The following is a 26,210-nucleotide window of genomic DNA, read 5'->3' as shown; positions in this document are numbered from 1 at the left end:
GTCTGCGAAGGTACAGCAAACAAGAAAAATTTATACCAGTTTAGCGTTGGCATATAATGTGTCTGGTTTATTTAGGGTCGACCATAAAAAATAAATACCTAATAATATAACGTGGAAAAATAATAATGAATCTAGATCGTAAAAAGCTTTTGATTTTTGATTTTGATGGCACACTAATTGACAGTGTACCCGATTTGGCCGATGCGACCAACGCGATGTTGACCACACTTGGCAAAGATACCTACCCTATCGACACGATACGCAATTGGATAGGGAACGGCTCGCGTCTACTCGTTGAACGCGCTTTGGTTGGCAAGGTAGACGTGGCAGAAGGCGATCTAACGGTCGAGGAAGCCGATCATGCCGAGCAATTGTTTTTTGAGGCGTATACTAATATTGGTGGTAGCAAAACCATCGCCTATCCTGATGTCGATAGCGGCCTAAAAAAACTGCATGCCGCGGGTTACACGCTTGCTTTGGTAACCAATAAGCCCATTCGTTTTGTCCCAAAAATCTTGCAAACGTTTGGCTGGCAAGACCTGTTTAGTGAAGTGATGGGCGGTGATAGTCTGCCTACCAAAAAACCCGATCCAGCACCCCTATTGCACGTCTGCGAAGCTCTAAACATCAGCGTCGCCCAAGCAGTGATGATTGGTGATTCTAGAAATGACATATTGGCGGGTCAAAACGCCAATATGGACACGCTTGGTCTGTCTTATGGTTATAACTACGGGCAAGATATCCGCGATTTAAACCCGACTGAAGCGTTTGATCATTTTGCAGACTTGGTGGATTGGATTATGCAAAATAACGCTTAATTTATCAAAAGTTACACTATAAATACTAACTCTCAAACGGTGGTTATTATTTACCACGATAGCTGAGTGCTTCTGACACATGCGCGCTTGTGATATCGACACTCGCCGCAAGATCGGCAATCGTCCGTGCCACTCTTAGGACGCGATGGTAACCACGCGCCGATAAATTTAGGCGCTGCTGCGCGAGTTGTAATAATTGCTGTTCGTTGTCACCTAACTGTATGTATTGATCAATCTCACTAGGACTAAGCTCGTTATTCACTTTCTGCTGTCGCTTCAATTGATACTCATAAGCCGCCGCGACCCGAGCGCGCACTTGCTCAGAGGTTTCTCCTGCTTGAGCATTTTGCAAATCTGCAATTGGTAGCGCAGGTACCGTAATATGCAAATCAATGCGATCCAGTAGCGGACCTGATAGTTTGTCTTGATAACGTCTGATCTGCTCGGGTCGACAGCGACAGCGCCCTGAGGTATCGCCATCGTAACCACACGGGCATGGATTCATCGCCGCCACCAACTGAAAATTAGCAGGAAAAGTCATTTGAGAGTTGGCACGGCTGATGGTGATTTGCTTAGCTTCTAAGGGTTGGCGCAATACTTCCAGTACAGTCCGATCAAACTCTGGCAACTCATCAAGGAACAAAACGCCTTTATTGGCGAGTGTAATCTCACCAGATTTGGGACGTGAGCCGCCGCCAACCAATGCCACTGCTGATATGGTGTGATGCACTTGTCTAAAGGGTCTGGTGCCATAATCATAATTGCTATCGGCAACCGAATACGTGCTGGCAACTTCTAACGCATCCTCAGGACTCAAATCTGGCAAGATGGTCGGTAGTCGTGAAGCCATTAATGTTTTGCCCGAACCGGGCGGCCCCTTGAATAGCAATGAATGCCCACCTGCTGCCGCAATCTCCAGCGCGCGCCTCGCATGATGCTGGCCTTTCACATCAGCTAAATCCACTTGATAGCCAACTTGCTGTGGCGCAGGACTTGGCTGCACTACCTGCAATTGCCTGTCAGAATCTATAACACCTGATAAAGACTGTAAATGGTCACAAACGTCTTTTAAGCTAGGTGCGGCGAGTATTGTTATGCCGTCAACTCGACTGGCTTCAGCACCATTGTGGCTCGGTACAATGAGGTGCGGCGTCGCTTGCAATGCCGGTAGTGTTGGGCTGTACGATTCGCCTTTATCCTCGATTGCTTGCGACATTTTAAGTGCCAATCCTTCAGCCTTGATTGCTCTTGCTACTGCCAGGCTACCAGTTACTTGTCTCAACTCGCCATTGAGTGCCAACTCACCAATAAACTCAAACCCTAATAGCACGTCTGGTGATAACTGTCCGCTTGCCGCCAATATACCTATCGCAATGGGCAAATCCAAACGAGCACCATCTTTAGGCAAGTCAGCGGGTGCCAGATTGATCGTTAGACGCCGATTGGGAAACTGAAAACCAGAATTAAGAATCGCAGAACGCACGCGATCTTTACTTTCTCGTACCGCCGCTTCAGGCAGGCCAACGATGGTGAGAGCTGGCAAGCCTTGTGATAAATGTACCTCAATGATGACTTTGGGTGCATGCAAACCAACGACTGAACGGGTATAAACTTGAGCAAACGACATGATGGCTTCCTAATGTAGGTAGAGGATGATGATAAAGTATTATGGATTAGTGCGCAAATGTCGTGTTTTAAGGCTCGATTTATTTACTGGCGTAGACATCAAAAATTGTTATATGATAAATGGGCAATAAAAGGATTTTATTGATCATATAAAGCTCAATGATGGCTGTTTTTCTGCAGCTTTATACAACCCTACTTAACCATGGATGGATAAGCTTATGAGCATTCAAGTGCTTAATCGGCGCGTGCCTAGACTCGCGTTTATTACAGTGGCGGTCTCAATAGGACTGTCTGGTTGTTTTGGAGATGACGACGATAACAACTCGACTCCTCCTCAACAAACTTACTCAGCAGATATACAGCGGACTGAATTTGGTATACCCCATATTACGGCCAGTGATTACAAAGGACTGGGCTATGGCGTAGGTTATGCCTTCGCCGAAGACAATATCTGCTCGCTCGCACGTGAAATCGTCGTTGCCAAAGGTCAAAGCATGTTGTATCTGGGCGATCAAGGCAACGTGGCAAGCGATGTTTTTTATACTTGGTATAACTCTTCCGAAAGACGTGCGACCTTCTTGGCCGCACAAGACAAACAAGTAGTCGACGCCGTCACAGGCTATGCAGCCGGTTATAGCCGATACCTACGTGACAAAGGGGTTGATAATATTGATCCTGATTGCGCAGGGGCTGACTGGGTACGTGAAATCACCATTGACGACTTACTAGCACTCTATGGCAAAGCCAACCTACGCGGCGGCTTATCTAACTTTGTCGGTCCAATCGTCGCTGCAGCGCCTCCCAATCAAGATGCCGTCATGAGCAGCAGTCGAATGCGTACCGTTGGCCCAGAGCCAGACGTTGAGTTCGATATGTCTACAATCAATGTGATGAATGGTGGCAGCAACGCTTATGCGTTTGGTAGCGAAGTCACTGGCACTGACAGCGGTGTGCTATATGGCAACCCTCATGAACCATGGGAGGGCGTGCAGCGTTTTTATGAGTTTCATTTAACCATGCCAGGCGAGCTTGATGTCATGGGTGTTGCACAACAAGGACAGCCCTTCCCCAATATTGGCTTTAATAAAGACGTGGCATGGAGTCATACCGTCTCTACGGCCAAGCGGTTTACCCTTTACCAGCTTAGTTTGGTCAATGGGGATCCGATGAAGTACAATTATAAAAACAGTGAAGGTGTCTTTGAGCAGCGCGATATCGAACAAGTGCCTGTCACCATCCAACTGCCAGACAATCAGACGTTGGTTCGCCCTATCTATCTGTCGCAGTATGGGCCGATGCTTGCCGCCAATTTACTCAATAGCCAACTGCCCACATGGGGCGCCAATAACTTAGCCTTCACCATTCGTGATGCCGCATCTGAAAACCCACGCGCACTCAATCAATGGCGCAGTATGAACCAAGCAAAAAGTGTGGAGGATTTGGTCGATAGAATGCAGGATACGCTTGGCCTTGGGTTTGTCAATACCATTGCTACTGACCGCTACGGCAAAGCCTTGTATGCAGATATCTCAACCGTACCGCACGTCACCAAGCAGCAACTAGAGGCTTGTAGCGCCAATGCAGGTCCATTCCTTGGCGCATTGATTGCTTCAGACTTGCCAGCGCTCAATGGTAGTACCGCTGACTGTGAATGGGGCAATGACGCCGACTCGCCGCAAGCAGGCATTTTTGGCCGCTCAAACTTGCCTTTTTTAATTCGTGATGACTATGTGGCCAACTCAAATGACAGCTACTGGCTAAGCAATCCTAAGCAGCCATTGACTGGCTTCTCACCTCTATTGCGTCGTCACCTAGTACCCTTCTTAGGGCCAAATCCTGTCAATGGGGTGCCACTATTGATGCGTACTCGCATGGGGTTAACTCAGATAGCTGACCGCTTAAGTAATAAAGACAACCTTGGTGGCAGTACCTTTAACCTAGATAACTTGCAAGACGTTGTCTATGGCAACCGCAGCTATGTCGCCGAGCTGGTACTGGATGATGTGTTGGCAGACTGCCGAGCCAACCCAGCGTTGCCATTGAGCAGTGGTGGTACAATTGACGCCACTCAAGCCTGTTCTGTACTTAGCAACTGGGACCGCCGTAACAATCTTGATAGTAAAGGCGCTCATGTGTTCAGAGAGTTTTGGCGCAAGGTCAAATTCGATGAAACCACTGACAATGCCTTTAGCGTAAAATTCGACGTTAATGACCCTGTGAATACGCCGCGTGGTCTTATTATTGATGACAATACACGTAAGGCGCTCGGCGATTCGATTGCTTTCTTCAACACCAAAAACATCGCTCTTGATGCGTCTTTGGCAGATTTGCAATACGTCATTGATGCAGGTAACAACGATACAAAGATTGCGATGCATGGCGGACTTGGACGTGAAGGCGTGTTTAACGTGGCTCAAGGTCCAGGTCTCAACGATGATGGTACTTACAAACCTATCAATACAGGGCCAACCTATATGCAGACCGTGACATTTGATAGTCAAGGCCCTGTTGTAGAAGCGCTATTGGCTTACTCACAATCAGCAGATAGCACGCGACCTTATCATCGCGATCAAACAAAGCGCTACTCAGCCAAAGACTGGATTCGCCTGCCCTTTAGCAAGGCTGAAATCAACAATAAAGCCGTTGGTAACCCAATTCAATTAAGAGAATAGCAGTCGCAAAATTCAAACGAAAGACAAAGACCTCAGCTCAACGCTGGGGTTTTTTGAATTAAGGAAAACAATATCTTTAATAAAGAAGGACACATGCTGACCACCCCACTGCAAATAAGGATTTGCTATAATGGTCGCTCTGTATGTAGCCATTGATGATATATAGTTAAAGAACAATAAAAGCGCTACGGTACGGCTCATATCAATTTTTGCAGCCTCTATCTGCGCACACGCAGCAAGCAAGAAAATTGATATCAACCATGCATGATGTATCGATATTACTTTTCACTGACTATATAAGTCACCATCCTAGAGTCAAAACAAGGAATACCGCATGACAGACCACTCAGAACGAAATGATCCGCAACCTTACAATCGTGCGGAAGAGCAACCGTCGACCACGCGCCCAGTTGTGCAAATAGAAAGCCCTTATGCCAGTACACGCGGCAGTATCACGACTAAGCAACTGCCCCCTTTCGATGAAACGATTATCAATAAATACAACCGTTCAGGGCCACGCTACACGTCTTATCCAACCGCTCTAGAGTTCACCCCTATTCCCAATGGACTTGAGACCAAAATCCTTCAAAATCGTGAAACGCGTGCCCCCTTGTCTTTATATTTTCACATTCCGTTTTGTCGTCATCTTTGCTACTACTGCGCCTGCAATAAAATCATCACCAAAAAAAATAGCGATTCAGGGGATTACTTGCAGTATTTGATCGCTGAAATCAAACATAAGCGTCGTTTATTATCCACGTCTGAGGATGGCCGCAAGCCTTTGGTAAAGCAGCTGCATTTGGGCGGCGGTACACCCACGTTTTTACGGAATGAAGAAATAACTCAGCTGTGGACATTTTTACAGACCCAGTTTGAATTTTTGCCTGAAGAGGAAGGTGATTACTCCATTGAGATTGACCCACGTGAGCTGAGTGATGACACGCTAAAGGTACTACGCAGCCTTGGTTTTAATCGCATCAGCTTGGGGGTACAAGATTTAGAGGAGGCGGTTCAAATTGCGGTCAATCGGGTACATTCTGCGGAATTAATTGAAAATATTTTAAATGAGGCACGCGAATTGGGTTTTCACTCCATCAATATCGATCTCATTTATGGTCTGCCGCATCAAACACCAGAAACGCTAGACAGTACCGTGCGCCGCATCATTGAGATGTCACCCGATCGTCTGTCCGTGTTTAATTACGCGCATTTGCCTGAGCGCTTTAAAGCCCAACGCCAAATTAAAGACACAGATTTGCCAGACCCAGCGGCCAAACTTGCGATGCTTGGCAATACCATCAATACCCTGACAGAAGCTGGTTATCAGTACATTGGAATCGACCATTTTGCCAAGCCTGATGATGAGCTGTCAGTGGCTCAGCGCGAAGGCAAGTTACATCGTAATTTTCAGGGTTATACAATCATGGGCGACTGTGACTTACTCGGTTTTGGCGTGTCCTCTATCAGCCAGATTGCCAATGCCAATACTCGCTATATTCTACAAAACGATACCGACTTGGACGCTTATCAGACTAACATTGATGCCGCAAAAAACAACCCTATGGTCATGCCTGCGGTCAAATACATCAAAACCTCAATTAAAGATCGCTTGCGTGAATACGTCATCATGAATTTGCTGTGTCACGACTATATCGACTTCAAAGATGTGAATCAAAAGTTCGGTATCGATGCGATTACCTATTTTATTAATGAGATTCAACAATTGGGTGAAATGCAGTCAGATCGCCTCATTGATATGGATGCCGCAGGTATTCGTGTCTTACCCAGAGGTCGCCTACTTGGTCGCAACGTCGCAATGGTATTTGATGAATATCTTGATAAAACACACAAAAACCGTTTTTCGAAAGTCATTTAGAAAAATGACACTTTAAGCTACTATAGCCAATCCATTTTAAAAATGGCACAGATCTACTGGGATGAATTTTTCGAAGCATCTGTCACGCTTGGGAACAGCTAGCGAGAAGCATTTATACCAGTAGATCGTTACGATCTCACGTACTACTTTTACTTTGGATTGACTATATCAGCCACAAAAAAGACCTCAAGTGAGGTCTTTTTTTAGCATTGCTATATCTGATTTATACTTTTAACTTATCACCGACCATGCCTTTTACCGTACTCAAAATATCGGCCGGTAACACCACCATTTTTGCATTGTCAGATTCTGCCAACTCACGAATCGCTTTAATATACTGCTCACCCAACAAATAAACAATCGGCATCTCTTCGTCACCCATCGCATTGGTAATGAGTCGAATCGACTCTTCAGACCCTTTGGCAAGCACCACTTGCGCTTCTGCATCACGGCGCGAGGCTTCTAGACGGCCGTCCGCTTCTAAGATAGCAGCTTGCTTTTGACCATCGGCACGAGTCACTATCGCACGGCGTTGGCGCTCTGCTGCTGCCTGCTCTTCCATCGCCGTTTGCATAGTATCAGAAGGGTTGATGTCCTGAATTTCTACGGTTTTGAGGGTAATACCCCAATCAGAGATGTCTTCTGAGATGGCATGTTTGAGCTTGGCCTTGATTTCATCTCGGCTAGACAAGGCATTATCTAGATCCATCTCACCGATGATTGAACGTAATGAGGTTTGTACCAAATTACGAATGCCATACTCATAATCTTCAATACCATAGACCGCTTTATCAGGACGGACAATATTAATATAGGCAACCGCATTGGCGATAATCACAACGTTGTCTCGAGTGATCACTTCTTGTGATGGGATATCTAATACGATGTCTTTGGTCGTGACTTTATACGCCACATCATCAACAAAAGGAATAATCAGGTTTAGGCCTGGTTCTAACGTTTGGCTATATTTACCCAAGCGCTGTACCACCCATTTATACCCTTGCGGTACGATTCGAACCCCTTTAAAAATAGTGAACACAACCAGCGCAACCAGTACGATCATGACAATACTAAAGCTTTCCATATCTCACCCCTATTATTGTACGTGCATGTTTTTATTGATGACAGCTTGCGATTTCATACTACTCACAACCAGCTCGTTACCCACAATATCTGTGACCACGACCCGCTCACCGACTGCTATCGTCTCTCCTGTGGTACGGCACATCCATTCCGCCGCGCCGACAATCGGTACGCTAAAACGTACGACACCTGCTCTATCAGGTAGAGGTTGTACGACAATCATACCTGTTTCGCCAACGATGACACTGCCACCCAATCCGGCTTTAGTGCGATCTACTGACAACGGCTTCACAAACTTGAACCAAACCACCAAGAAGACAGCAGACAGTATCAACCAAACCATGATTTGAACAGAAATAGAAATAGGGAGTAACCAAGTCAGCGCCGCCACAATAATGGCAGCCGCCCCAAACCAAAGGCTTGCAAACGTTGGCACAAACATCTCAATAATCAGCAATATAAAACCCAGTACCAGCCAATGCCACGGTTCAATCATCCATAGAGTTTCCATAATTGCCACCTTCCCTATCGTTGCCATTCCAGTTTTTAATGTAACACACTTTTGGACTTTATAATTTCTTAACAATCATTAATATACGCTACGCGCACTACGAAAAATTTATTTATAAAAAGGGTATTAACATAAAAAAAACGACCACCTAAAGTGATCGTTTTTATACTTTATAACTTACTAAAGGTTTAGAATTTGTATTGTGCACCAATAGTCAATAGAGTCACGTCTTCAGCAACATAGTCATATTCTGCTTCAACACTCACATTAGGATTAAAGTTATAACCCAAACCGATACCACCAGCAACACCACTATCACTCTCGCTCGAACTCGCAGAGTATCCTAAAACATTATCTACAGAAACATCGATCTCAGCTTTAGCAAAACCTAATTTACCTTTAGCATATAGAGCAGTATTAGGGAACTGATAACGGTAAGTACCGTAAGCACCATAAGTTTTTAGATTATAGTCAGCATTGACACCACTAAGACCTGTATCAACATCAACGTCATTAGAACCTACATACTCAATTTCAGCACCAAAGTTAGAATCGAAGTTATAACCAGCATAAACACCATAAGCAGTAGGATCGTCTAGATCACTATCATCTACCATAAACTTACCAGCTTTGATACCTACGTAAGGCTGACCAGCATAATTCATTGCTGCTTGTGCGCTCATCGTCATTACTGAGCCGGCGATTACTGCAAGTAAAGCTTTTTGTAGACTTTTCATAAACTATTCTCAACCTTGGGTGCAATAAGCAAATAATTTGTTTAATATCAAATACTACTCAACTATTTTTCATTCGTAATTAGTAGTGACGGTATAATACCAAATTATTTTTTAAAGTAAACATGTGTTTTAAAATATTTTTTATACGCAAAAAAAACGACCACTTAAAGTGATCGTTTTTATACTTTATGGCTTACTAAATACTTAGAATTTTAGTTGAGCGCCAACCGTCATTAGGTCTGCGTCACTACCTAGCATGTCATACTCAGCTTCAACACTGAAGTCAGGATTCACTGAATAACCAAGGCCTACGCCGCCAGCAAGATTGGTATCTTTATCTGACTGTGATACGTTAACTGGACCAACGTTATAGTTAGATTCTACTTCAGTTCTAGCAACACCTAGCTTACCTTTTGCGTATAAGCCTGTGTTTGGGAAAGCATAACGGTAAGTACCGTAAGCGCCGTATGTTTTAGCATCGATATCGCCGCCTCTGTAGTCAGCGTCGTCTGAACCAACATACTCAGCTTCAATACCGAAGTTAGGATCGAAGTTGTAACCACCATAGATACCATAAGCAGTCGGATCATCAGCGCCATCAACGTCTAGATCGAACTGACCTACTTTTGCACCAACGTATGGTTGACCAGTGTAGCCATTGCCATAAGAGACAGCTGCTTGAGCACCCATACTTAGTAAAGAACCGGCTGCTACTGCAAGTAGTGTTTTTTGTAGAGTTTTCATTGTTAGCTCCTTAGAAAAGTTTTGACAAACAAGTTATCTATTTATATTGGTCTTTTAACCGCATCGCCTTGTTTGCTAACGATGAGTACATAGTAACAAACTATTTCAAACAATCTGTCAGTGTTTGATGGTATGAGAGTTAAGATTTGAAAGTATTTATCAGTGTGTGGGTTACAAACACTGAGATATGAAACTTTCTGTTACATCTCTTGATTTTGTGCAATACTTCCTACTCGCTATATCATCTATTGCTCTTAGCTCAGAAAATATCAAAGGACACTTCATTATGCTGGCTCCTATACATGACCGATTAAAAGCTGAACTTGCTCAGTTAAAAGACCAGCAACAGTACCGTCAACTGCCCAATCTTAAGCATCAAGGACGTCATGTCATTAGTGATGGTAAAACGCTCCTCAATATTGCCAGTAACGACTATTTGGGGCTGGGCGGTGACACCGCACTACAGCATGAGTTTTTTGAATACTTACAACAGCTGCCTGCTGCTGACTGTCCCAAGATGAGCGCTACTTCGTCACGTCTTTTGACAGGGAATGATGCGCAGCTACAACTATTAGAAGAAGAGCTGGAGCAATGGTATGAAATGGCAGCAGGTGAAAAAGACAGCGCCAGTAAAAAGGCAGCGTTGGTTATAAACAGTGGTTATCACGCCAATATTGGTATTTTGCCTGCCTTAACAGCACTGCCTATCAAAACACTTATTTTGGCAGATAAACTGGTACATGCCAGTATCATCGATGGTATTCGCTTAAGCCAAAACAAAGCGTGTACCTATCGGCGCTATCGTCACAATGACTATGAACATTTGGCAATGCTACTGACGCAAGCTGAAGATACTGTAGAGCGTATTATTATCATCACTGAAAGCATTTTTAGTATGGATGGTGACCGCGCAGATTTGCCAGCCTTAGTACGTTTAAAAGCCAAAGATGCTCGCATTGAGCTCTATGTAGATGAAGCGCACGCTGTCGGTGTGCTAGGTAAGCAAGGATGCGGGCTCGCAGAAGAAACGCAAACGCTTGCTGATATTGACTATGTGGTGGGTACATTTGGTAAAGCGTTCGCTTCGATTGGCGCTTATATCTTATGCGATGACACTGTGAAGTCATGGTTGGTCAATCACATGCGCCCGCTTATCTTTAGTACAGCGTTACCACCGATAAATCATGCATGGACCCGTTTTATTTTGGCAAAAATGCCAGAACTGCAAGCAAGCAGACAACATCTGGCTCAGATATCTGTCCAACTTGGCCACGCCATTAGCCCCTCACATCGAGCCTCATCAGCGCCACAAGACGTGTCTTATCAATCCCCTATTGTGCCTTATATCTTGGGCGATAATGCCAAAACCATCACTAAAGCAGCGCAGTTACAGGCAGCTGGATTTTATGCCCTGCCCATTAGACCGCCTACCGTTCCTGCCAATACCGCGCGCATTCGCTTGGTGATGAATGCCAAAATAACCACGGCAGACTGCGCGCGTTTGATTGAACATTTATAATTGATATAAACCCTATCAATGATATGGCTCACGTAACCATTTACACCATTTCGGATTGAATGAACATGATGGAAAACCCTACTCCTTGGTCTGATTTGAGTGCCCGCAAGCAGACCATCGCTCGTCATTTTTCCCAAGCCAATACCTATGATCAGCATGCTCATATTCAACAACATGTTTGCCAAGACCTACTGGCTCGTATCGCGCATCGGTCTCAAGACAGTGTGCTTGAGGTAGGCGCAGGTACAGGACAAATGACTCAGTTATTAGCAACATCGTTACAAAGTAAACGCTGGATCATTAACGAGCTGTGCGCAAAGCAAACTGCCCATTTGCAATCCATATTGCCCACAGCTCAGCTGCGTATTGGTGATGCTGAAACCATGGATTTGGATGCAAACCATAGCTTAATTATCAGTGCCAATGCCATACAGTGGTTTGATGATCCTCTGCGTTTTATATCGCAATCTTCTATGCGGCTAAAAACAGGCGGCCAGCTATTACTGAGTACCTTTACCGCCAATAATTTTTTGCAGATTAAATCCCTTACTGGTCAAGGACTGCATTATCCAGATATCACAGCGTGGCAAGCCGCATTGCATGACCATGGATTCGATCAGATTGAGCTATCGACGCAGCGCTTTGATATACCATTTACCAAGCCCTATGAGGTACTCAAGCATATGAAAGTGACTGGTGTATCAACCAATCAAACGCAATTACTGAGAGCAGGAGAAGCTTCAGAAGCCGCTCCTTTTACATGGACAAAAGCACGTTTGCAGCAGTTTGAACGTGAGTACTGGCAGAAGTTTTCGGGGCAGGATGACCACGGGCAGCCTTGCGTCTATCTGACCTATGAGGCATTGATAATCAATGCCTATCAGCCATAAAAAAACGCACCTCGAAAGGTGCGTTTTTTATATTGATACTAGCTGGCTTTAAGAAATATTATTTCTTATCGTCATTTACTTCAGTGAACTCAGCATCAACGACGTCATCGTCAGCTTGGTTGCTTTCTGCTGCATTATCCGCGCCTTGTTGGAACTGGCTTGGATCCATACCTTCTGCGCCTGCACCACTATCAGCATAAATCTTTTGGCTGATTGGCAAGAAAGCATTGTCTAATGCTTCAAGCTTGGCTTTGATGTCATCATGATCATCTTCTTTAGCCGCTGTTTCAAGTTCAGTGATCGCAGTATCGACGGTTGATTTTTCTTCGTCAGTCACTTTGTCGCCTGCTTCTTTCAACGCTTTTTGTACCGCATGGATACGACCATCTGCTTCGTTACGCACTTGCGCAAGATTCGCGAATTTCTCATCTTCAGCTGCATTGGCCTCAGCGTCACGAACCATTTGTTCGACTTCTTCATCCGACAAACCAGAGTCCGCTTTAATCTGGATGCTTTGCGCTTTACCAGTACCTTTGTCTTTCGCTGAAATGTTCATGATGCCATCAGCGTTGATGTCAAAAGTAACTTCGATCTGTGGTAGACCACGTGGTGCTGGTGGAATGTCCGTCAAATCAAAACGACCAAGCTGTTTGTTTTGGTTAGCGATTTTACGCTCACCTTGATACACCTGAATCGTTACCGCTGGCTGGTTATCTTCTGCCGTTGAGAATACCTGTGATTTTTTAGTCGGAATCATGGTATTTTTCTCAATGATTGGCGTCATGACACCGCCCATTGTTTCGATACCAAGCGTCAATGGCGTCACATCAAGTAGCAATACGTCAGTTTTGTCACCAGACAATACCGCGCCTTGAATCGCTGCACCAGCTGCTACTGCTTCGTCAGGGTTCACGTCTTTGCGTGGCTCTTGACCGAAGAACTCTTGTACGTTTTGCTGTACAAGCGGCATACGAGTTTGACCACCAACTAAGATGACGTCATCGATATCGCCGATTTTTAGACCAGCATCTTCAAGGGCAATTTTACAAGGGCCCATGGTGCGCTGTACCAATGCTTCAGTTAAGCTTTCTAGTTTCGAGCGGCTAATCGTTACCACCAAGTGCTTAGGACCACTGCTATCAGCGGTGATATATGGCAAGTTCACTTCCGTGCTTTGCGCGCTTGATAGCTCAATTTTCGCTTTTTCTGCGGCTTCTTTTAGACGCTGCATTGCCAAAGAGTCACCTTTTAGGTTGACGTCTTGGTCTTTCTTGAACTCATCAACCAGATAATCAATCAAAGCTGAATCGAAATCTTCACCGCCAAGGAATGTATCACCATTGGTTGCAAGTACTTCAAACTGCTGCTCGCCATCTACGTCAGCGATTTCGATGATTGAGATATCAAAAGTACCACCGCCCAAGTCATAAACAGCAACGGTGCTATCGCCTTGCTTTTTATCCATACCGTAAGCAAGAGCTGCAGCAGTTGGCTCGTTGATGATACGTTTTACATCAAGACCGGCGATTTTACCCGCGTCTTTAGTAGCTTGACGCTGTGAATCGTTAAAATAAGCAGGTACTGTTACGACCGCTTCAGTTACGGTTTCACCAAGATAATCTTCTGCTGTTTTTTTCATTTTTTTCAAGATTTCAGCAGAAACCTGTGGTGGTGCTAATTTTTTGCCGTTGATTTCAACCCATGCATCACCGTTATCTGCTTTGGCGATTTTGTAAGGCACCATGCCGATGTCTTTTTGCACGACTTTGTCATCAAAGCGACGACCGATCAAACGCTTAATCGCAAACAATGTGTTGTTTGGGTTGGTGACCGCTTGACGCTTGGCTGATTGTCCAACCAAAGTTTCATCGTTTTTATATGCGACAATCGATGGGGTGGTGCGAGTGCCTTCAGCGTTTTCGATGACTTTAACTTTGTCACCTTCCATCACTGCCACACATGAGTTAGTTGTACCTAAATCAATACCAATTACTTTACCCATAATCAATTACTCCTAATTGTTTTAAATATAAATGGTGTTAAATGCTGACCGCTATCGGTCACTTGTTGCTTTATATCGGTTTGTCTGTTGCGTTTTTCAAGTCAACAATCTAGCAAAATTGGTCTTTCCTGTGATTTTTTGTGATAAACCCTAATATAAGTAGGGTTTATCACAAAATCTTATTGTCCGACACGTACCATGGCTGGGCGCAAGAGACGACCATTCAAGCTGTAGCCTTTTTGCAATACAGTCCCGACGGTGTCTGCTTCGGCGTCTGCATCAATACCAACCGCTTCATGCAAGTCCGCGTTGAATTTTTCGCCTTGTGGATCCACGGCTTCTACACCGTTTTTGTTGAGGACGGCGACAAGCGCTTTATGCGTTAGTTGAACACCTTCAGCAACTGGATCGTTGGCATCTGCATTTTCCATCGCACGCTCTAAGTTATCGACGATTTCTAATAATTCTTTCGCGAATTTTTGTAACGCAAATTTTTTGCTTTTATCGGCTTCTTGTTCCATACGCTTTTGCGCATTATAAGCCTCTGCATTGGCGCGAGCAGTGCCTTCTTTAGCCTGCTTCACTTCGCCTTCTAACTCAGCAATGCGAGCTTTGAATGTGTCTAGATCGATCTCACTGTGGACAGTTAGATCTTCATCTGAGTTATTTCTTGGATCAAACTCTTTCATGGTCTCTTCTAAAATACTATCACTGTGCTCAATATTATCATGCGCCACATTTTGCTCTGGGGATTCGTGGTTGGTCTTTTGCTCGCTCATGATGACTCCTTAGAATGTTAATAATGACGATTGGTATTAGGCACAGTCAATTGGCTAATCGCTAGCTCTTCTGCGCCTTTATTGTATGCTTAACGGTTGTTACTCATTGTTTTTATGAATGCGCTTTACTAGCTGCTTGATAAAGGTCATGGCCATAAATTTCAAGCCTAAAACGAAGGAATTTTTCTCATTTGCAACAAATACCGTTTAAACAAGGCGCAAAATGGGTGCTAAACCTTATGTTGTCTCATTAGGAACTGTGAGTACAGACAACTAATCCACTTATAAAGGTAGCCGTTATTCCCAATCGTTTACTATTAAGTCCTAAGTTATTACCAAAAAACACGCAGTGTTGAAATGGCTTCCTCTATCATTATGATAAATAGTGTGATTTACACTAAAGTAACCGCTGTGATAAGACAGCAGGTACTGACCATCATTTATGAGAAGTATTATGTTCAAATCAAAAGAATCGTCAGTCAACAGTCTATTGAATAAGGCATTGACTACGCTAAAACTTGCGACGAGCGCTCAAATGGAGAGCGATCTAGAAAACAGTCGTATTTGTGCAAAGCCTCTGACTATTAAAGAAAAAATATTGAGATACAAACCACTAACCAGTTGCCAGACTCATACATTGCATCATGCTATGAAAGGGTTGGGCTATCTGCCTGCACCCGTACTTGAAAATTTAACGAGCTATCTGGGAGGGCCTACAGCAGAGCAATATCCGCATGCCAATGCTCATCTTCGTCTGATTCTCGCTGTCAATCGCAAGCTTAAAACCCCACTTGATCTCATGCCGATGCAGGAACTGCGTGAAAAATTTGCGACCGATGCTGTCGCTATGCAAGCGCCAAAAGTATGGAAACAAGCCAGCGATACCATGCTAAGCAATATCAAGCGCAACAACATTAAGCCCTTCACTAAAAAAGGGCAAACGCTGGTTCGATGGGAAGATAAGGTTATTGCCGATGCGGACGAAGGCGATATGACGATTCGTTGCTATCAAGCGAGCAAGCGCTCTAGTAGAATTGGTCTAAAAAAACATCATATTACCAATCCTGATAAAACCGTCATGTTGTTTTTACATGGTGGCGGTTTTTGTATTGGTGATATCGATACCCATCATGAGTTTTGCCATACCGTTTGTGAGCGTACTGGGTGGTCAATCGTCAGTGTGGATTATCGCTTAGCGCCTGAGAACCCTACTCCAGCGGCGCTCAGAGATTGTATTACTTCCTATGCTTGGCTCGCTGAGAATTGCCATACGTTAAATGCTTTACCATCACGGATTGTCTTAGCGGGTGATAGTGCGGGTGGTGGGTTGGCTACCTTAATGGCACAGCAGCTGACCGCGCCATTACAAAACGCTTGGCTAGACTTAGGTATCGACGGGCAAAAGATGTTTGAGTTATTAGAGCGTTTGCCCAAGCCACTGGCACAAATGCCTATATACCCTGTCACCGATATTGAGACTGATTATCCAAGTTGGGAGTTGTATGGTGATGGCTTATTATTGGATCATGCCGATGTGGCAGTATTTGGTGAGGCTTGTTTTAAGAACAGTCCATTGCCTCGTATCCATGTTCTCAACTCTCCTATGCTTGGTGACAACAGCAAAGTATGCCCCACTTATGTCATCGTTGCCGAATTGGATGTGTTGCGCGACGAAGCCATTGCTTATGCCGAGCAAATAAACCGTTATGGTATCCTCGTTAAAACACATACTGTCCTTGGGGCACCGCATGGTTTTATTCATCTCATGAGTATTCATCATGGTTTGGGACAAGAAACAAACGATATCATCGATGGCTTTGTACACTTCGTACACGATCTTTTGAGTACGAATGTCCAGTTAGCCGCGTAGTAATCAATCAATTTTTTGATTGTCTTTATTGCCAACCAAGTTGATGAGCCAAATCTCAGAACGTGAACCCAAGCGAAAAGGAATACCCCAGAAGCCATAACCAGAGGACACCACGAAATGACCTTTGCCAATGGCTTCATACCCGTAACCCAAACGGTTGATGGCACTGACGATAAAGTTGGCAGGAAAGATTTGTCCATTATGAGTATGTCCAGATACTTGCAAATCAATTGGCAACTGACTGTGTTCCTCAATATCGCTTGGTCGATGATCAAGCAATACAATCGGTTGTTCGATATCTACGTGCGCCAGTAATGCAGTCGTCGCCACGCGTTGGTGTTTATGATTGTCAAAACGACCAACTAGCCAAATCGGGGTGCCTTCGTGCTCTATGCTCACGACATCATCGTTCAATAATTTGACCCCTGCATTTTTTAATGCCTCGCTGATTGGCTGCTCATGACCATACAAATCATGATTGCCTAGCGTGGCATAAACTCCATATGGCACGCTATCACAGAGCATTTTTAAATTAACGGCCATCTTATGATCAACAAACGCGTCTGTGTTGTCGTCCATGATGTCACCAGGCATCAGCAGTATATCGGCGTTATTCTGCATAAGAAGATGTTGTAACCTATCTATCGCCCCACTACCAAACAGCTTTCCTAAGTGTAAATCACTGGCTACCGCAACCCTCAAGGTTTTGGACAGCACTTTATCTATAGTGATCGTCACTTTACGTACAACAGGAACGTAAGCACTGTATAACGCATAAGCAAACAATCCTAAAAATATAGCTAAAGCCAACGCTCGTAAGTCTTCATCGATTGCAGCAGATACATTTATTCCATCTCCCATAAATGAGGCTAGGAGCCAATACGCACCGTACAATATGCTCGTCAGCAAAGCCGTCAGTAGCACAAAATGCATGACCAACATCCAGCCACTTATCCAGCGATAGCTATTGGCAAAAACTCTTTTGACACTTAATAGTAGCAAGCCATTCGTAATAACAAATATAACAATCCACACGATGGTTGGTAAGTTTCCTATCTCCCAAGGTTGTAGCCACCACTGCAAGCTTAAAGCCGTACCAAGGCTAAACAGCTGCAATAGTGCAAAAATGGTGATAAAAAAAACATAGCGCATGGGCGATCCTTGAGGGTTGCTTTTAAAGCTACTTTGCTAAAATGAACCTTGATAATGTTAGAAGCAAATTTTGGAGCAAACAGAAAAACCTCTACTAAGATACATAGAAATAGTAGAGGCTTACGAAGTCACTATTAGGTTTCACATGAAACAATTTATCATGATATTAAAACAACGTTTCACGTGAAACAAAAAATCATACTTTTTGTTCTTCCAATGCTTGACGAAGGGTTGGCTGCTTGAATTCATATCCTGCATCAAGTAACGCTTGTGGCAATACTTTTTGTCCATCCATAAGCAGTGTTGACATCTCCCCAAACATCAGTTTAAGTAAGGCTTCTGGCAAAGTGAAAAAGGTAGGACGATGTAAGTGAGAACCCAACGTTTTGGTAAACGTATGATTGGTCACTGGATTGGGGGCCGTCAGGTTATAGATCGTCACTGGTGTGTTATTGTCAGTTTCTAGCGCATTGTCATCATTCGATACACTTTGTTGATTATTGGTCTGGTTGGCAAGATGCTGCTCCATAATAAATATCGCTGCCCCTACCCAGTCTTCACGGCTTATCCAGCTCATGACTTGTTTACCATTTCCCAATTGTCCACCAACACCCATTTTAAAGGGGGTCAAAAGCTTACCAAGCATACCGCCGTCAGGATGCATAACCACACCTGTACGAACAATAGCGACTGGCACCCCATAGGTAGTCGCTCTCACTGCCAGTTTTTCCCACTCATCACACAGTTTGTGAGCAAAATCTGTCTCAAACCCACTACTTTCAGTTAAAGGTTTATCTCCTTGAGTACCATACCAGCCAATCGCTGAACCACTGATCAATAATTTGGGTTTGTGCCCAGTGCTGGCAATGTAAGCAAGTAGAGATTCAGTAGGTTTGATTCGACTGGCAAGCAGCGCTTCTTTACGGTCATCACTCCAGCGTTTATCTGCAATACCTGCGCCCGCTAAGTTTAAAACAACTTCAAAAGCTCTGTCGGACGTTGCCAATTCGTCATAAGTCATCAGATCAATATTATCAGGATGCGCTTGACTGCTGTCACGCGTCAGCCAAGTGATCTGTAAATCTTTATTCATGCTCTGATAACGTTGCGTGATCTCTTTACTAAACGCACTTCCTAAAAACCCTGAGCCACCACTGATTAAAATATTCATCGTCATATCCTTACGTTGTGTTTTTCATTATTCTAAAGAAGATAACTCTTGGTAATTATCGTGTCCTTTTTCGCCCCTCTTGTCAAAATGGCTTTTACATGACTTTGGTAAGGCAATGTTCTTACAAGACTAAAGACAAGGTTTGTATTCAAATAATTCACTAAATTCATTTACGCAAAATATTTATGGATTGGACACTCATTTTCATCCTTCCTATTGCGTCTCACCTTCTTTATATTTTTCCATCGACTATCTATAAAACTTATAACTACCGCTTTATCTGGCAATACATGCTGCTTAGTCAAATGCGGCGCGGCCCTATCTAAACGCTTTGCCAGTTCGGGTAAATGATTTGAAGGTACGGCAGGAAATAGATGATGCTCTACGTGGTACAGCAGATTGAAAGTCAGTAAATTGACCACTGGGTTACGCTCTGTACGGGCGATCGTTTCATCACAATCATGATGCACGCCCCACACAGCGATAATACCGACACTAGCGTTTGCCAATATCATGATTAATAGGTGATACATCAATACTTGTGCTGACAGGGTGATAGCAGAGACATTGAAAAGCGTTAAGCCCATCAAAGTTAAGGTAACCATAATGACCAAAGCAATCAGACCAAACTCCAACCAAATGATACGCTGATTATGCTGGCTGCTTAGACGTAACCCTTGGCGATAAATATCCAGTCGATAGGTCACCCCACCTACCATCGCTTGCCACCATGAAATCTTTGCCAGACTGCCTTCCATATCACTATCGCCCAGCGGGTCGCGATGATGTCCCATATGAGTGGCGCGAATACTGTGCAAGCTGGTCAATAGCAATACACTTAGTAGCAGTAATAGCACGGTGGTGGCACGTTTACTTGTACCCAAACTGCGGTGATAGCCATCATGGGCTTGGCGAAAGGCGGCTGCAAAAAACAAATAAGAGGCACCGCATGCCAGCACATACCATGATTGACTGGCAAACCACCACGACAACAATAAAAGCGGATAAGGTAAAATGACGTTGTAAGTAATTTGGCGCCGACTGAGGTGGCGTAAGTCTTGCCATTCTACCGAGCCAATCGTCTGTTTCATCTTTGACGGTTTATACCCATATTTTTGTGTGTTGTTCGCTTTCATTTTATCCACCCATTGATTATGGCTAATAAAAGAACCTATTCATTTTCATTAATTTCTGTCAAAACAGAAATAAATACCTAAATTTTTTATTTTTAAGCGTGCGTATTCTTGCTAGCGTAAAACCTTTTTAATACTGGCACCCAGCTTTAGTATTTTTTTGAGTGCGTTTGTCGGTAGTTTAAGCATCTCAGAAGACCAAGTAGTCACCGTTTCTACGAATTCTTGCGTTTCACGGATACGGGTCTTTACCTCATTATTTTCATGTTCAAATTCAGGACTGTCCATCAACTCTTGTAAGAACTGGACCGTTGGATCCAGTTCGCGCTTTTGGCGCTCAATCACGATAATACGTGCCAGCTCCCAAACATCAGTATTGGTACTAAAATGATCACGGCGATCGCCTAATATTGAGACTTTTTGTACCAAGCCCCAATGCTGCAACTCTTTAATGCTATTTGAGACATTGGAGCGTGCAACCCCAAGCGTTTCGGTAATCTCTTCTGCATTTAACGGCTTGCCAATGATATATAACAAGGCGTGAATCTGCGACATGGTACGGTTGACGCCCCATTGCGAGCCCATCTCACCCCAGTGCAAAATAAATTTTTCAGTAACGGGGTTTAGTTTCATGATGGATACTCATTTTATTATGGATACAGTATTGATCGACTGCTTAAGCTGTTCATAGAACCATCTTGCGCCATTCTTTTATTTCTGTCAAGACTGAAATAAATAAAAATATTTTTAAGTACTCATAGTATTTTTAGCGCAAAATTGATCCAGTCATTGCATCCCGTATTTGGCTTGGGAGCGTATAGCCCAAGGTATCGGCTTGCAAATAGCTGATTTGTTCGCCAAAATAATGATGGGCTTCAGAAAACGTAGTGGCGGGCGGTTGTCCAGATGGATTACAACTGGTAGAAACCACTAATCCAAATGGATTGTGCGGACTGACTATTTGCTGACAAAGCCCTCGGATAATCGGATGTGCAATGACTCTAACTGCCACTGTCGGATGCTGACCTGTTATCCATGCAGGAATACGGTTAGCCAATGCCTGCGGAATCGGGAGTAACCAAGTATGAGCCTGCCGATATTGTAAGTCGGTATGCTCGCTGTCCGTTTGCCAGCTCTCTAAAATTGGAGCGCGCTGCATCTCATTTAATGGCGCTAATAAAGGCGCTAAACGCTCTACGCTGTCAGTGATGACAATCATACCTTTGGCTTGAGGTCGATTTTTGATGGCCAAAATTTGCTGAACTGCTGCTTCATTATAAGGATCACAACCTATCCCCCACACGCTCTCAGTAGGGTATGCAAGCAGTTGTCCAGCCTTTAGACAGTCAGCCGCTTGAATGACAGAAGAGGTCGTTATGGAAGTAATTTGGTTCATGGTGCCAGTCATTTATGATGTTAAAGAAGTCAATATGAATCATAGCATATCAGTCACACTGACTCAGTAAGTCACGGTAAAAAATAGCTAACGGACGGCTATGAAGTATTGGTTCATTACAAAGAAACGTATCATGCTAACTACGAGAATACCGTCCACCTTGAACGTTGATTGCGCCCAATAGCTCAAGCTCCATCAACTGTCCTATCAGACTTGGTGCGGTTAACTTAGTAGCAATGATGAGGGCATCTAAGTCTTGTCCATGCCAATCAAGCTGCTCATAAACCACGCTCAAATGCTCAGGAATAACGATAGCAGTGCGCTGAGGCTTTATACTCACTGGCGACAATTGGCTAGCATTTTTACTCGTAGAATAAGAGGAACGGTGGCTCAGATGGTTCGCTTGGTTCTCTAGTGGGTTGTCATTGATAATTACGGTAGGTGCTTTAGCATCAGTGTCTGAAGTATCTAAATAAGGACTGTGAGCCAATTGACTGTTCACATCCTCAATCACTTGTTGCGGATGATAAATCAACGTCGCGCCTTCCCGTATCAAATGATGACAGCCCTCAGCATTATTATTATCAATATGACTTGGAACAGCAAAGACTTGTTTACCTTGTTCAGACGTCAGGCGTGCCGTAATTAGGGAGCCACTTTGAACAGCAGCTTCTGTCACAATGGTCGCCAAACTGAGACCAGCAACCAAGCGATTACGACGAGGGAAGGTATGCTTATGCGGCTGAGTATGCGGTAGCAGCTCACTGATGATACAGCCGCCTTTCTCAATAATTTGAGTAAAAAGTTGGTCGTGATGATTGGGGTAATTCACATCAATACCCGTCCCCATCACTCCAACCGTACGACCTTGATAGTCGGAATCAGCCTGTGCCAATGCTCCTGAATGCGCACGTTTATCCACGCCAAGTGCAAGGCCGCTGGTGACAACATAGCCAGCTTGCGCCAAATACTGCGCCATATCAAACGTGGTTTTTTGGGCATGAGCAGTGGGTTTTCGACTACCGACAATGGCAACCTGCGCTTGCTGTAAGCGCATTCTATTACCACGATAAAACAACAAAGGCGGTGGATCGTAGATTTGTAAAAGCTGGGCAGGATAATCAGGTTGGTCAGCAAACAGAAGGCCATAACGCCCTTCTGTGAGTGCTTGCTGAATATTATCAATACTTGTGCGAGTTTGTTCAGGTTGCTCATGGCGTTTAAGATGAGTGTGATGCAGACCCAACTGCCGCCACGCCTCTACTTTGGCCTGCCAAGCAAGCCTAGCATGACCAAAAGAGGTAATAAGCTTATGATAGGCGGAGAGAGAGGCGTTTACCTCAAACCATAGCGCCAATACGGCGCGCTGATCGTCGGTCAATAAAGAGGAGACTGCCGTCATAGTCAGTTATCTCGTACAGGCGGACTTAGCTGGTTTATTTATCAAACCAGCGATAGATCGTTATAAGTAAGGCGGCGGTAATAGCTGATCGCCCACGTTGAGTGGTAGCTCAGAATCTAATACATACGCATAGCTAATATGGTCAAAGGTATTAAAAATCATTACCGTACCACTTGGCTCATTTGGCAAACGAACAGGCATGTCATTGTCTTTAGTATCACGCACCAATGGGCCTTTTTGATAGACTGTCAGCACATCACCAGGTTTAGCGCCTTGCGCACTACCTAGATTGATGGCGACCACACTACCCTTCGCAGCTGAGCTGATAGAATCCATGACTCGCACAACGAGTCCACCACGGCTTACAGACGCAGGCTCAGGATAAAACACTGGCGGAATAGAGTTATTCAGCTCAACAAATACTCGGTCCCCTTCACGTACTTCTTTGCCATAACTGTCTGTGAGCTGTAGGCTTGTGACACCATTGGTTTCTGTCGCTGTAACTAATCCTGTCGCCACTTGGGTAACCTCTAAGCCAATCACTTTTTGCGTTTTGGGCTCCACATATAGCTCACCTTCGCGGTAAATACCATAGCGCTGACCCACGATAAGGGGCACGCCTTTGGCATACACTTTATCACCACTTGCCGTGATTAAATTACGGTTTTTAGAAGCTAATATATAAGGCGTGGTATTGAAATCTTGGGGATTGACGATGATCGCTTTATCTAACCAATGTTGAATAGCAGACAGCGGGATAGGAGGAATACTGTTGGCAGTAGAAGTGACGGTGACTGTGCTGGCAACTGTATTGCCTAATAATTGTTTTTCGACCCCAGCGCACCCTTCGCCAGTGTCCACACCGATGAGGGTTTTGCCTTGAATCACACACAAGATGAGAATGTCATCAGGATAAATAAGATTTGGGTTTTTGATTTGTTTATTAGTGGCCCAAATTTCTTTCCATCGCCACGGACTGTCCAGATAGCGTCCTGAGATGTCCCACAAGGTGTCGCCTTTTTTGACGATATAGCGATTGGGCGCATCTGCTTTAATGGTTGGTGGTGGGTTATTTGCGTAAGCCGTGGTCATTAGCATGGCACTACTAAAGGTTGTCAATAACAGTGCTCTTGCTATCTTTTTTAAGCTCATCTTCATTATTATATCCACAATATATACCACTGTTTGACTGGTATGATTCTTAAAAGAGCATCTGGCATAATAATGACCCGCCAACGCTGTTTCTAATATTACAATCATATCTACCATAACACAATCATAAACAATTTATTACAATGGCGTAACCTTAAAACCGTTACTCGTGTGGTTTTTTTTAGAAGATGTCGCTATAAATTTCCAGTATATTAAGCTGAGGTTGGCATGACATGCTGACGTATTTGCTCAGCCACCAGTTCAGCATTATTGTCTAGTACCACCACGTGCTGCGGCAAACTCTCTAGACCTTCTGTATGAGCAGGACGTGCAATATCTGTCTGACCAATGGCTTCAACAATCGTCTCCGCGAACTTCACCGGCAATGCCGTCTCTGCACAAATAATCACTTCGCCGTCTAGCTGCAACTCTTTGGCGACTTTGATACCATCAGCGGTATGTGGATCAACCAGTTCACCATACTGCTCATAAAGCGCTTTGATAGTTTGTAAGCGGTCATTGTGAGTCGATTTACCAGCGGCAAATCCATAGCGCGTATTCACTGCTTCCATCACATCTGACAAGTCAAAACCTTTGCCTGATTTTACACCGTCGAATAACTCATGAACACGCGCACTGTCTTTTTCAAGCAACAGATAAACAAAACGCTCAAAGTTAGAGGCTTTGGAGATATCCATTGATGGGCTTGAAGTGACGTAGGTTTTTTCAGTCGGGCGTGGTTGATACGCACCTTTATTAAAAAAGTCATTTAAGACATCGTTTTCATTGGTCGCCACGATCAAACGATCGATTGGCAAGCCCATTTCACGAGCGATGTGGCCTGCGCAAATATTACCGAAGTTACCAGATGGCACGCTAAAGCTGACTTTTTCGTCGTTGCTTGTCGTCACCGCAAAATACGCTTTGAAATAATAAACGATCTGCGCCAGTATGCGTCCCCAGTTGATGGAGTTCACGGTTCCCAAGCTATAGGCGGCTTTAAACTCAGCGTCTTGTTGCAGTGCTTTGACGATATCTTGACAATCATCAAACATACCATCGATGGCGATATTGTGGATATTGCTATCGGTCAAGCTATACATCTGCGCCCGTTGAAACTCACTCATTTTGCCATGAGGTGATAGCATAAAGACTTCAATATTGTCTTTACCGCGCAGAGCATATTCTGCGGCACTACCCGTATCGCCACTGGTCGCACCAATGATAGTAATACGTGCGTCTTTTCTTTTGAGTACATATTCAAAGGCATTGCCCAAAAACTGCATGGCCACATCTTTGAATGCCAGCGTTGGGCCATTTGATAAACCCAAGATGTATAAATTGTCTTCAAGCTTGCGGACAGGAACAATGTCGGCAGAGCCAAATACATCAGCGGTATAAGTACGCTCAATGATATCTTGCAAATCGTTGACAGGAATATCAGTCGCAAAACGCTTCATGATTGCCAAGGCAAGCTGTGGATAGCTAAGTGTTCGCCATTCATCAAGCGTGGTATTGTCAATGTTTGGGTAATGCTCAGGCAGCATCAAACCACCGTCTGGTGCAAGACCCATTAATAGCACATCACTAAAGTCCATCGGCGCTGTCTGACCACGGGTACTGATATATTTCATTAGATTGTCCTGTCTACAATAATGTTATTCAATAGTTAAAATG

At 44.2% G+C, this 26,210-nt stretch carries 21 protein-coding genes; 6 read left to right on the top strand and 15 right to left on the bottom strand.

The genetic code is table 11. The features are described 5' to 3' along the window. Positions 1 to 125 precede the first annotated feature (125 nt). Complete coding sequence (locus FW759_RS10850) at positions 126 to 818, top strand: phosphoglycolate phosphatase (RefSeq protein ID WP_446443002.1); 693 nt, start codon at positions 126 to 128, stop codon at positions 816 to 818. A gap of 46 nt (positions 819 to 864) precedes the next feature. On the opposite strand, the gene FW759_RS10845 is transcribed toward FW759_RS10850, so the two are convergent. Next, entirely contained in the window at positions 865 to 2,445 is a 1,581-nt protein-coding gene (locus FW759_RS10845; protein WP_446443001.1) for a YifB family Mg chelatase-like AAA ATPase, read from the bottom strand. A 217-nt stretch (positions 2,446 to 2,662) separates the two neighbouring features. Between FW759_RS10845 and FW759_RS10840 the strand changes: the two genes are divergently transcribed. After that, complete coding sequence (locus tag FW759_RS10840; protein WP_446443000.1) at positions 2,663 to 5,116, top strand: penicillin acylase family protein; 2,454 nt, start codon at positions 2,663 to 2,665, stop codon at positions 5,114 to 5,116. A gap of 334 nt (positions 5,117 to 5,450) precedes the next feature. Continuing rightward, positions 5,451 to 6,992 (top strand): oxygen-independent coproporphyrinogen III oxidase, encoded by a 1,542-nt coding sequence (gene hemN / locus FW759_RS10835; RefSeq protein ID WP_446442999.1) that lies wholly within the window; start codon positions 5,451 to 5,453, stop codon positions 6,990 to 6,992. A 223-nt stretch (positions 6,993 to 7,215) separates the two neighbouring features. Here the strand turns inward: hemN and FW759_RS10830 are convergent, their stop codons facing one another. The 4 genes from FW759_RS10830 to FW759_RS10815 form a co-directional block, all read right to left on the bottom strand. Beyond that, positions 7,216 to 8,076, bottom strand: a complete 861-nt coding sequence (locus FW759_RS10830) for an SPFH domain-containing protein (protein WP_062845748.1) — start codon at positions 8,074 to 8,076, stop codon at positions 7,216 to 7,218. A 12-nt stretch (positions 8,077 to 8,088) separates the two neighbouring features. Beyond that, the gene (locus FW759_RS10825) at positions 8,089 to 8,586 is read right to left on the bottom strand and encodes an NfeD family protein (protein ID WP_446442998.1); all 498 of its coding nucleotides are present in this window, start codon (positions 8,584 to 8,586) and stop codon (positions 8,089 to 8,091) included. A gap of 188 nt (positions 8,587 to 8,774) precedes the next feature. Then, a complete protein-coding gene (locus tag FW759_RS10820) occupies positions 8,775 to 9,323 on the bottom strand; it encodes a porin family protein (protein WP_443531226.1) in 549 nt (182 codons plus the stop codon). A 204-nt stretch (positions 9,324 to 9,527) separates the two neighbouring features. Then, positions 9,528 to 10,067 (bottom strand): porin family protein, encoded by a 540-nt coding sequence (locus tag FW759_RS10815; protein ID WP_095569447.1) that lies wholly within the window; start codon positions 10,065 to 10,067, stop codon positions 9,528 to 9,530. 286 nt (positions 10,068 to 10,353) lie between these two features. Here FW759_RS10815 and FW759_RS10810 point away from each other — a divergent pair, with 286 nt between their 5' ends. Together FW759_RS10810 and FW759_RS10805 are read left to right on the top strand one after the other, a co-directional pair. After that, positions 10,354 to 11,586 carry an 8-amino-7-oxononanoate synthase gene (locus tag FW759_RS10810; RefSeq protein WP_446442997.1) on the top strand — a complete coding sequence of 411 codons (1,233 nt, stop codon included), beginning with the start codon at positions 10,354 to 10,356 and terminating at the stop codon, positions 11,584 to 11,586. Positions 11,587 to 11,654: 68 nt separating this feature from the next. Further along, on the top strand, positions 11,655 to 12,476 hold the full coding sequence (locus tag FW759_RS10805; RefSeq protein WP_446442996.1) for a methyltransferase domain-containing protein: 822 nt from the start codon (positions 11,655 to 11,657) through the stop codon (positions 12,474 to 12,476). A gap of 58 nt (positions 12,477 to 12,534) precedes the next feature. Here FW759_RS10805 and dnaK read toward each other — a convergent pair whose 3' ends face one another. Continuing rightward, on the bottom strand, positions 12,535 to 14,478 hold the full coding sequence (gene dnaK, locus FW759_RS10800) for a molecular chaperone DnaK (protein WP_062845753.1): 1,944 nt from the start codon (positions 14,476 to 14,478) through the stop codon (positions 12,535 to 12,537). A gap of 179 nt (positions 14,479 to 14,657) precedes the next feature. Continuing rightward, complete coding sequence (grpE, locus tag FW759_RS10795; protein ID WP_062845754.1) at positions 14,658 to 15,257, bottom strand: nucleotide exchange factor GrpE; 600 nt, start codon at positions 15,255 to 15,257, stop codon at positions 14,658 to 14,660. A gap of 454 nt (positions 15,258 to 15,711) precedes the next feature. On the opposite strand from grpE, the gene FW759_RS10790 reads away from it, so the two are divergent. Next, positions 15,712 to 17,127, top strand: a complete 1,416-nt coding sequence (locus FW759_RS10790) for an alpha/beta hydrolase (protein ID WP_446442995.1) — start codon at positions 15,712 to 15,714, stop codon at positions 17,125 to 17,127. A gap of 3 nt (positions 17,128 to 17,130) precedes the next feature. Here the strand turns inward: FW759_RS10790 and FW759_RS10785 are convergent, their stop codons facing one another. The 8 genes from FW759_RS10785 to thrC all read right to left on the bottom strand — a co-directional run bounded on the left by FW759_RS10785 (position 17,131) and on the right by thrC (position 26,167). Then, entirely contained in the window at positions 17,131 to 18,279 is a 1,149-nt protein-coding gene (locus tag FW759_RS10785; RefSeq protein WP_446442994.1) for a metallophosphoesterase, read from the bottom strand. A gap of 196 nt (positions 18,280 to 18,475) precedes the next feature. After that, positions 18,476 to 19,450 (bottom strand): epimerase, encoded by a 975-nt coding sequence (locus FW759_RS10780; RefSeq protein WP_446442993.1) that lies wholly within the window; start codon positions 19,448 to 19,450, stop codon positions 18,476 to 18,478. A 170-nt stretch (positions 19,451 to 19,620) separates the two neighbouring features. Further along, positions 19,621 to 20,586 carry a fatty acid desaturase family protein gene (locus FW759_RS10775; RefSeq protein WP_446442992.1) on the bottom strand — a complete coding sequence of 322 codons (966 nt, stop codon included), beginning with the start codon at positions 20,584 to 20,586 and terminating at the stop codon, positions 19,621 to 19,623. Between the two features lie 111 nt (positions 20,587 to 20,697). Further along, positions 20,698 to 21,216: a GbsR/MarR family transcriptional regulator gene (locus tag FW759_RS10770; protein ID WP_201508288.1), complete on the bottom strand. Its 519-nt coding sequence runs from the start codon at positions 21,214 to 21,216 to the stop codon at positions 20,698 to 20,700. Positions 21,217 to 21,349: 133 nt separating this feature from the next. Next, positions 21,350 to 21,979: an L-threonylcarbamoyladenylate synthase gene (locus tag FW759_RS10765; protein WP_446442991.1), complete on the bottom strand. Its 630-nt coding sequence runs from the start codon at positions 21,977 to 21,979 to the stop codon at positions 21,350 to 21,352. Between the two features lie 136 nt (positions 21,980 to 22,115). Beyond that, positions 22,116 to 23,381: a DNA-processing protein DprA gene (dprA, locus tag FW759_RS10760; RefSeq protein ID WP_446442990.1), complete on the bottom strand. Its 1,266-nt coding sequence runs from the start codon at positions 23,379 to 23,381 to the stop codon at positions 22,116 to 22,118. 60 nt (positions 23,382 to 23,441) lie between these two features. Beyond that, positions 23,442 to 24,539 (bottom strand): LysM peptidoglycan-binding domain-containing protein, encoded by a 1,098-nt coding sequence (locus FW759_RS10755; RefSeq protein WP_446442989.1) that lies wholly within the window; start codon positions 24,537 to 24,539, stop codon positions 23,442 to 23,444. 206 nt (positions 24,540 to 24,745) lie between these two features. Next, positions 24,746 to 26,167, bottom strand: coding sequence for a threonine synthase (thrC, locus tag FW759_RS10750; RefSeq protein WP_446442988.1), 1,422 nt, complete (start codon positions 26,165 to 26,167; stop codon positions 24,746 to 24,748). Positions 26,168 to 26,210 lie beyond the last annotated feature (43 nt).

Source organism: Psychrobacter sp. 1176_08, from assembly GCF_052850615.1.
This window is presented reverse-complemented; position numbering and strand designations above follow the sequence as displayed.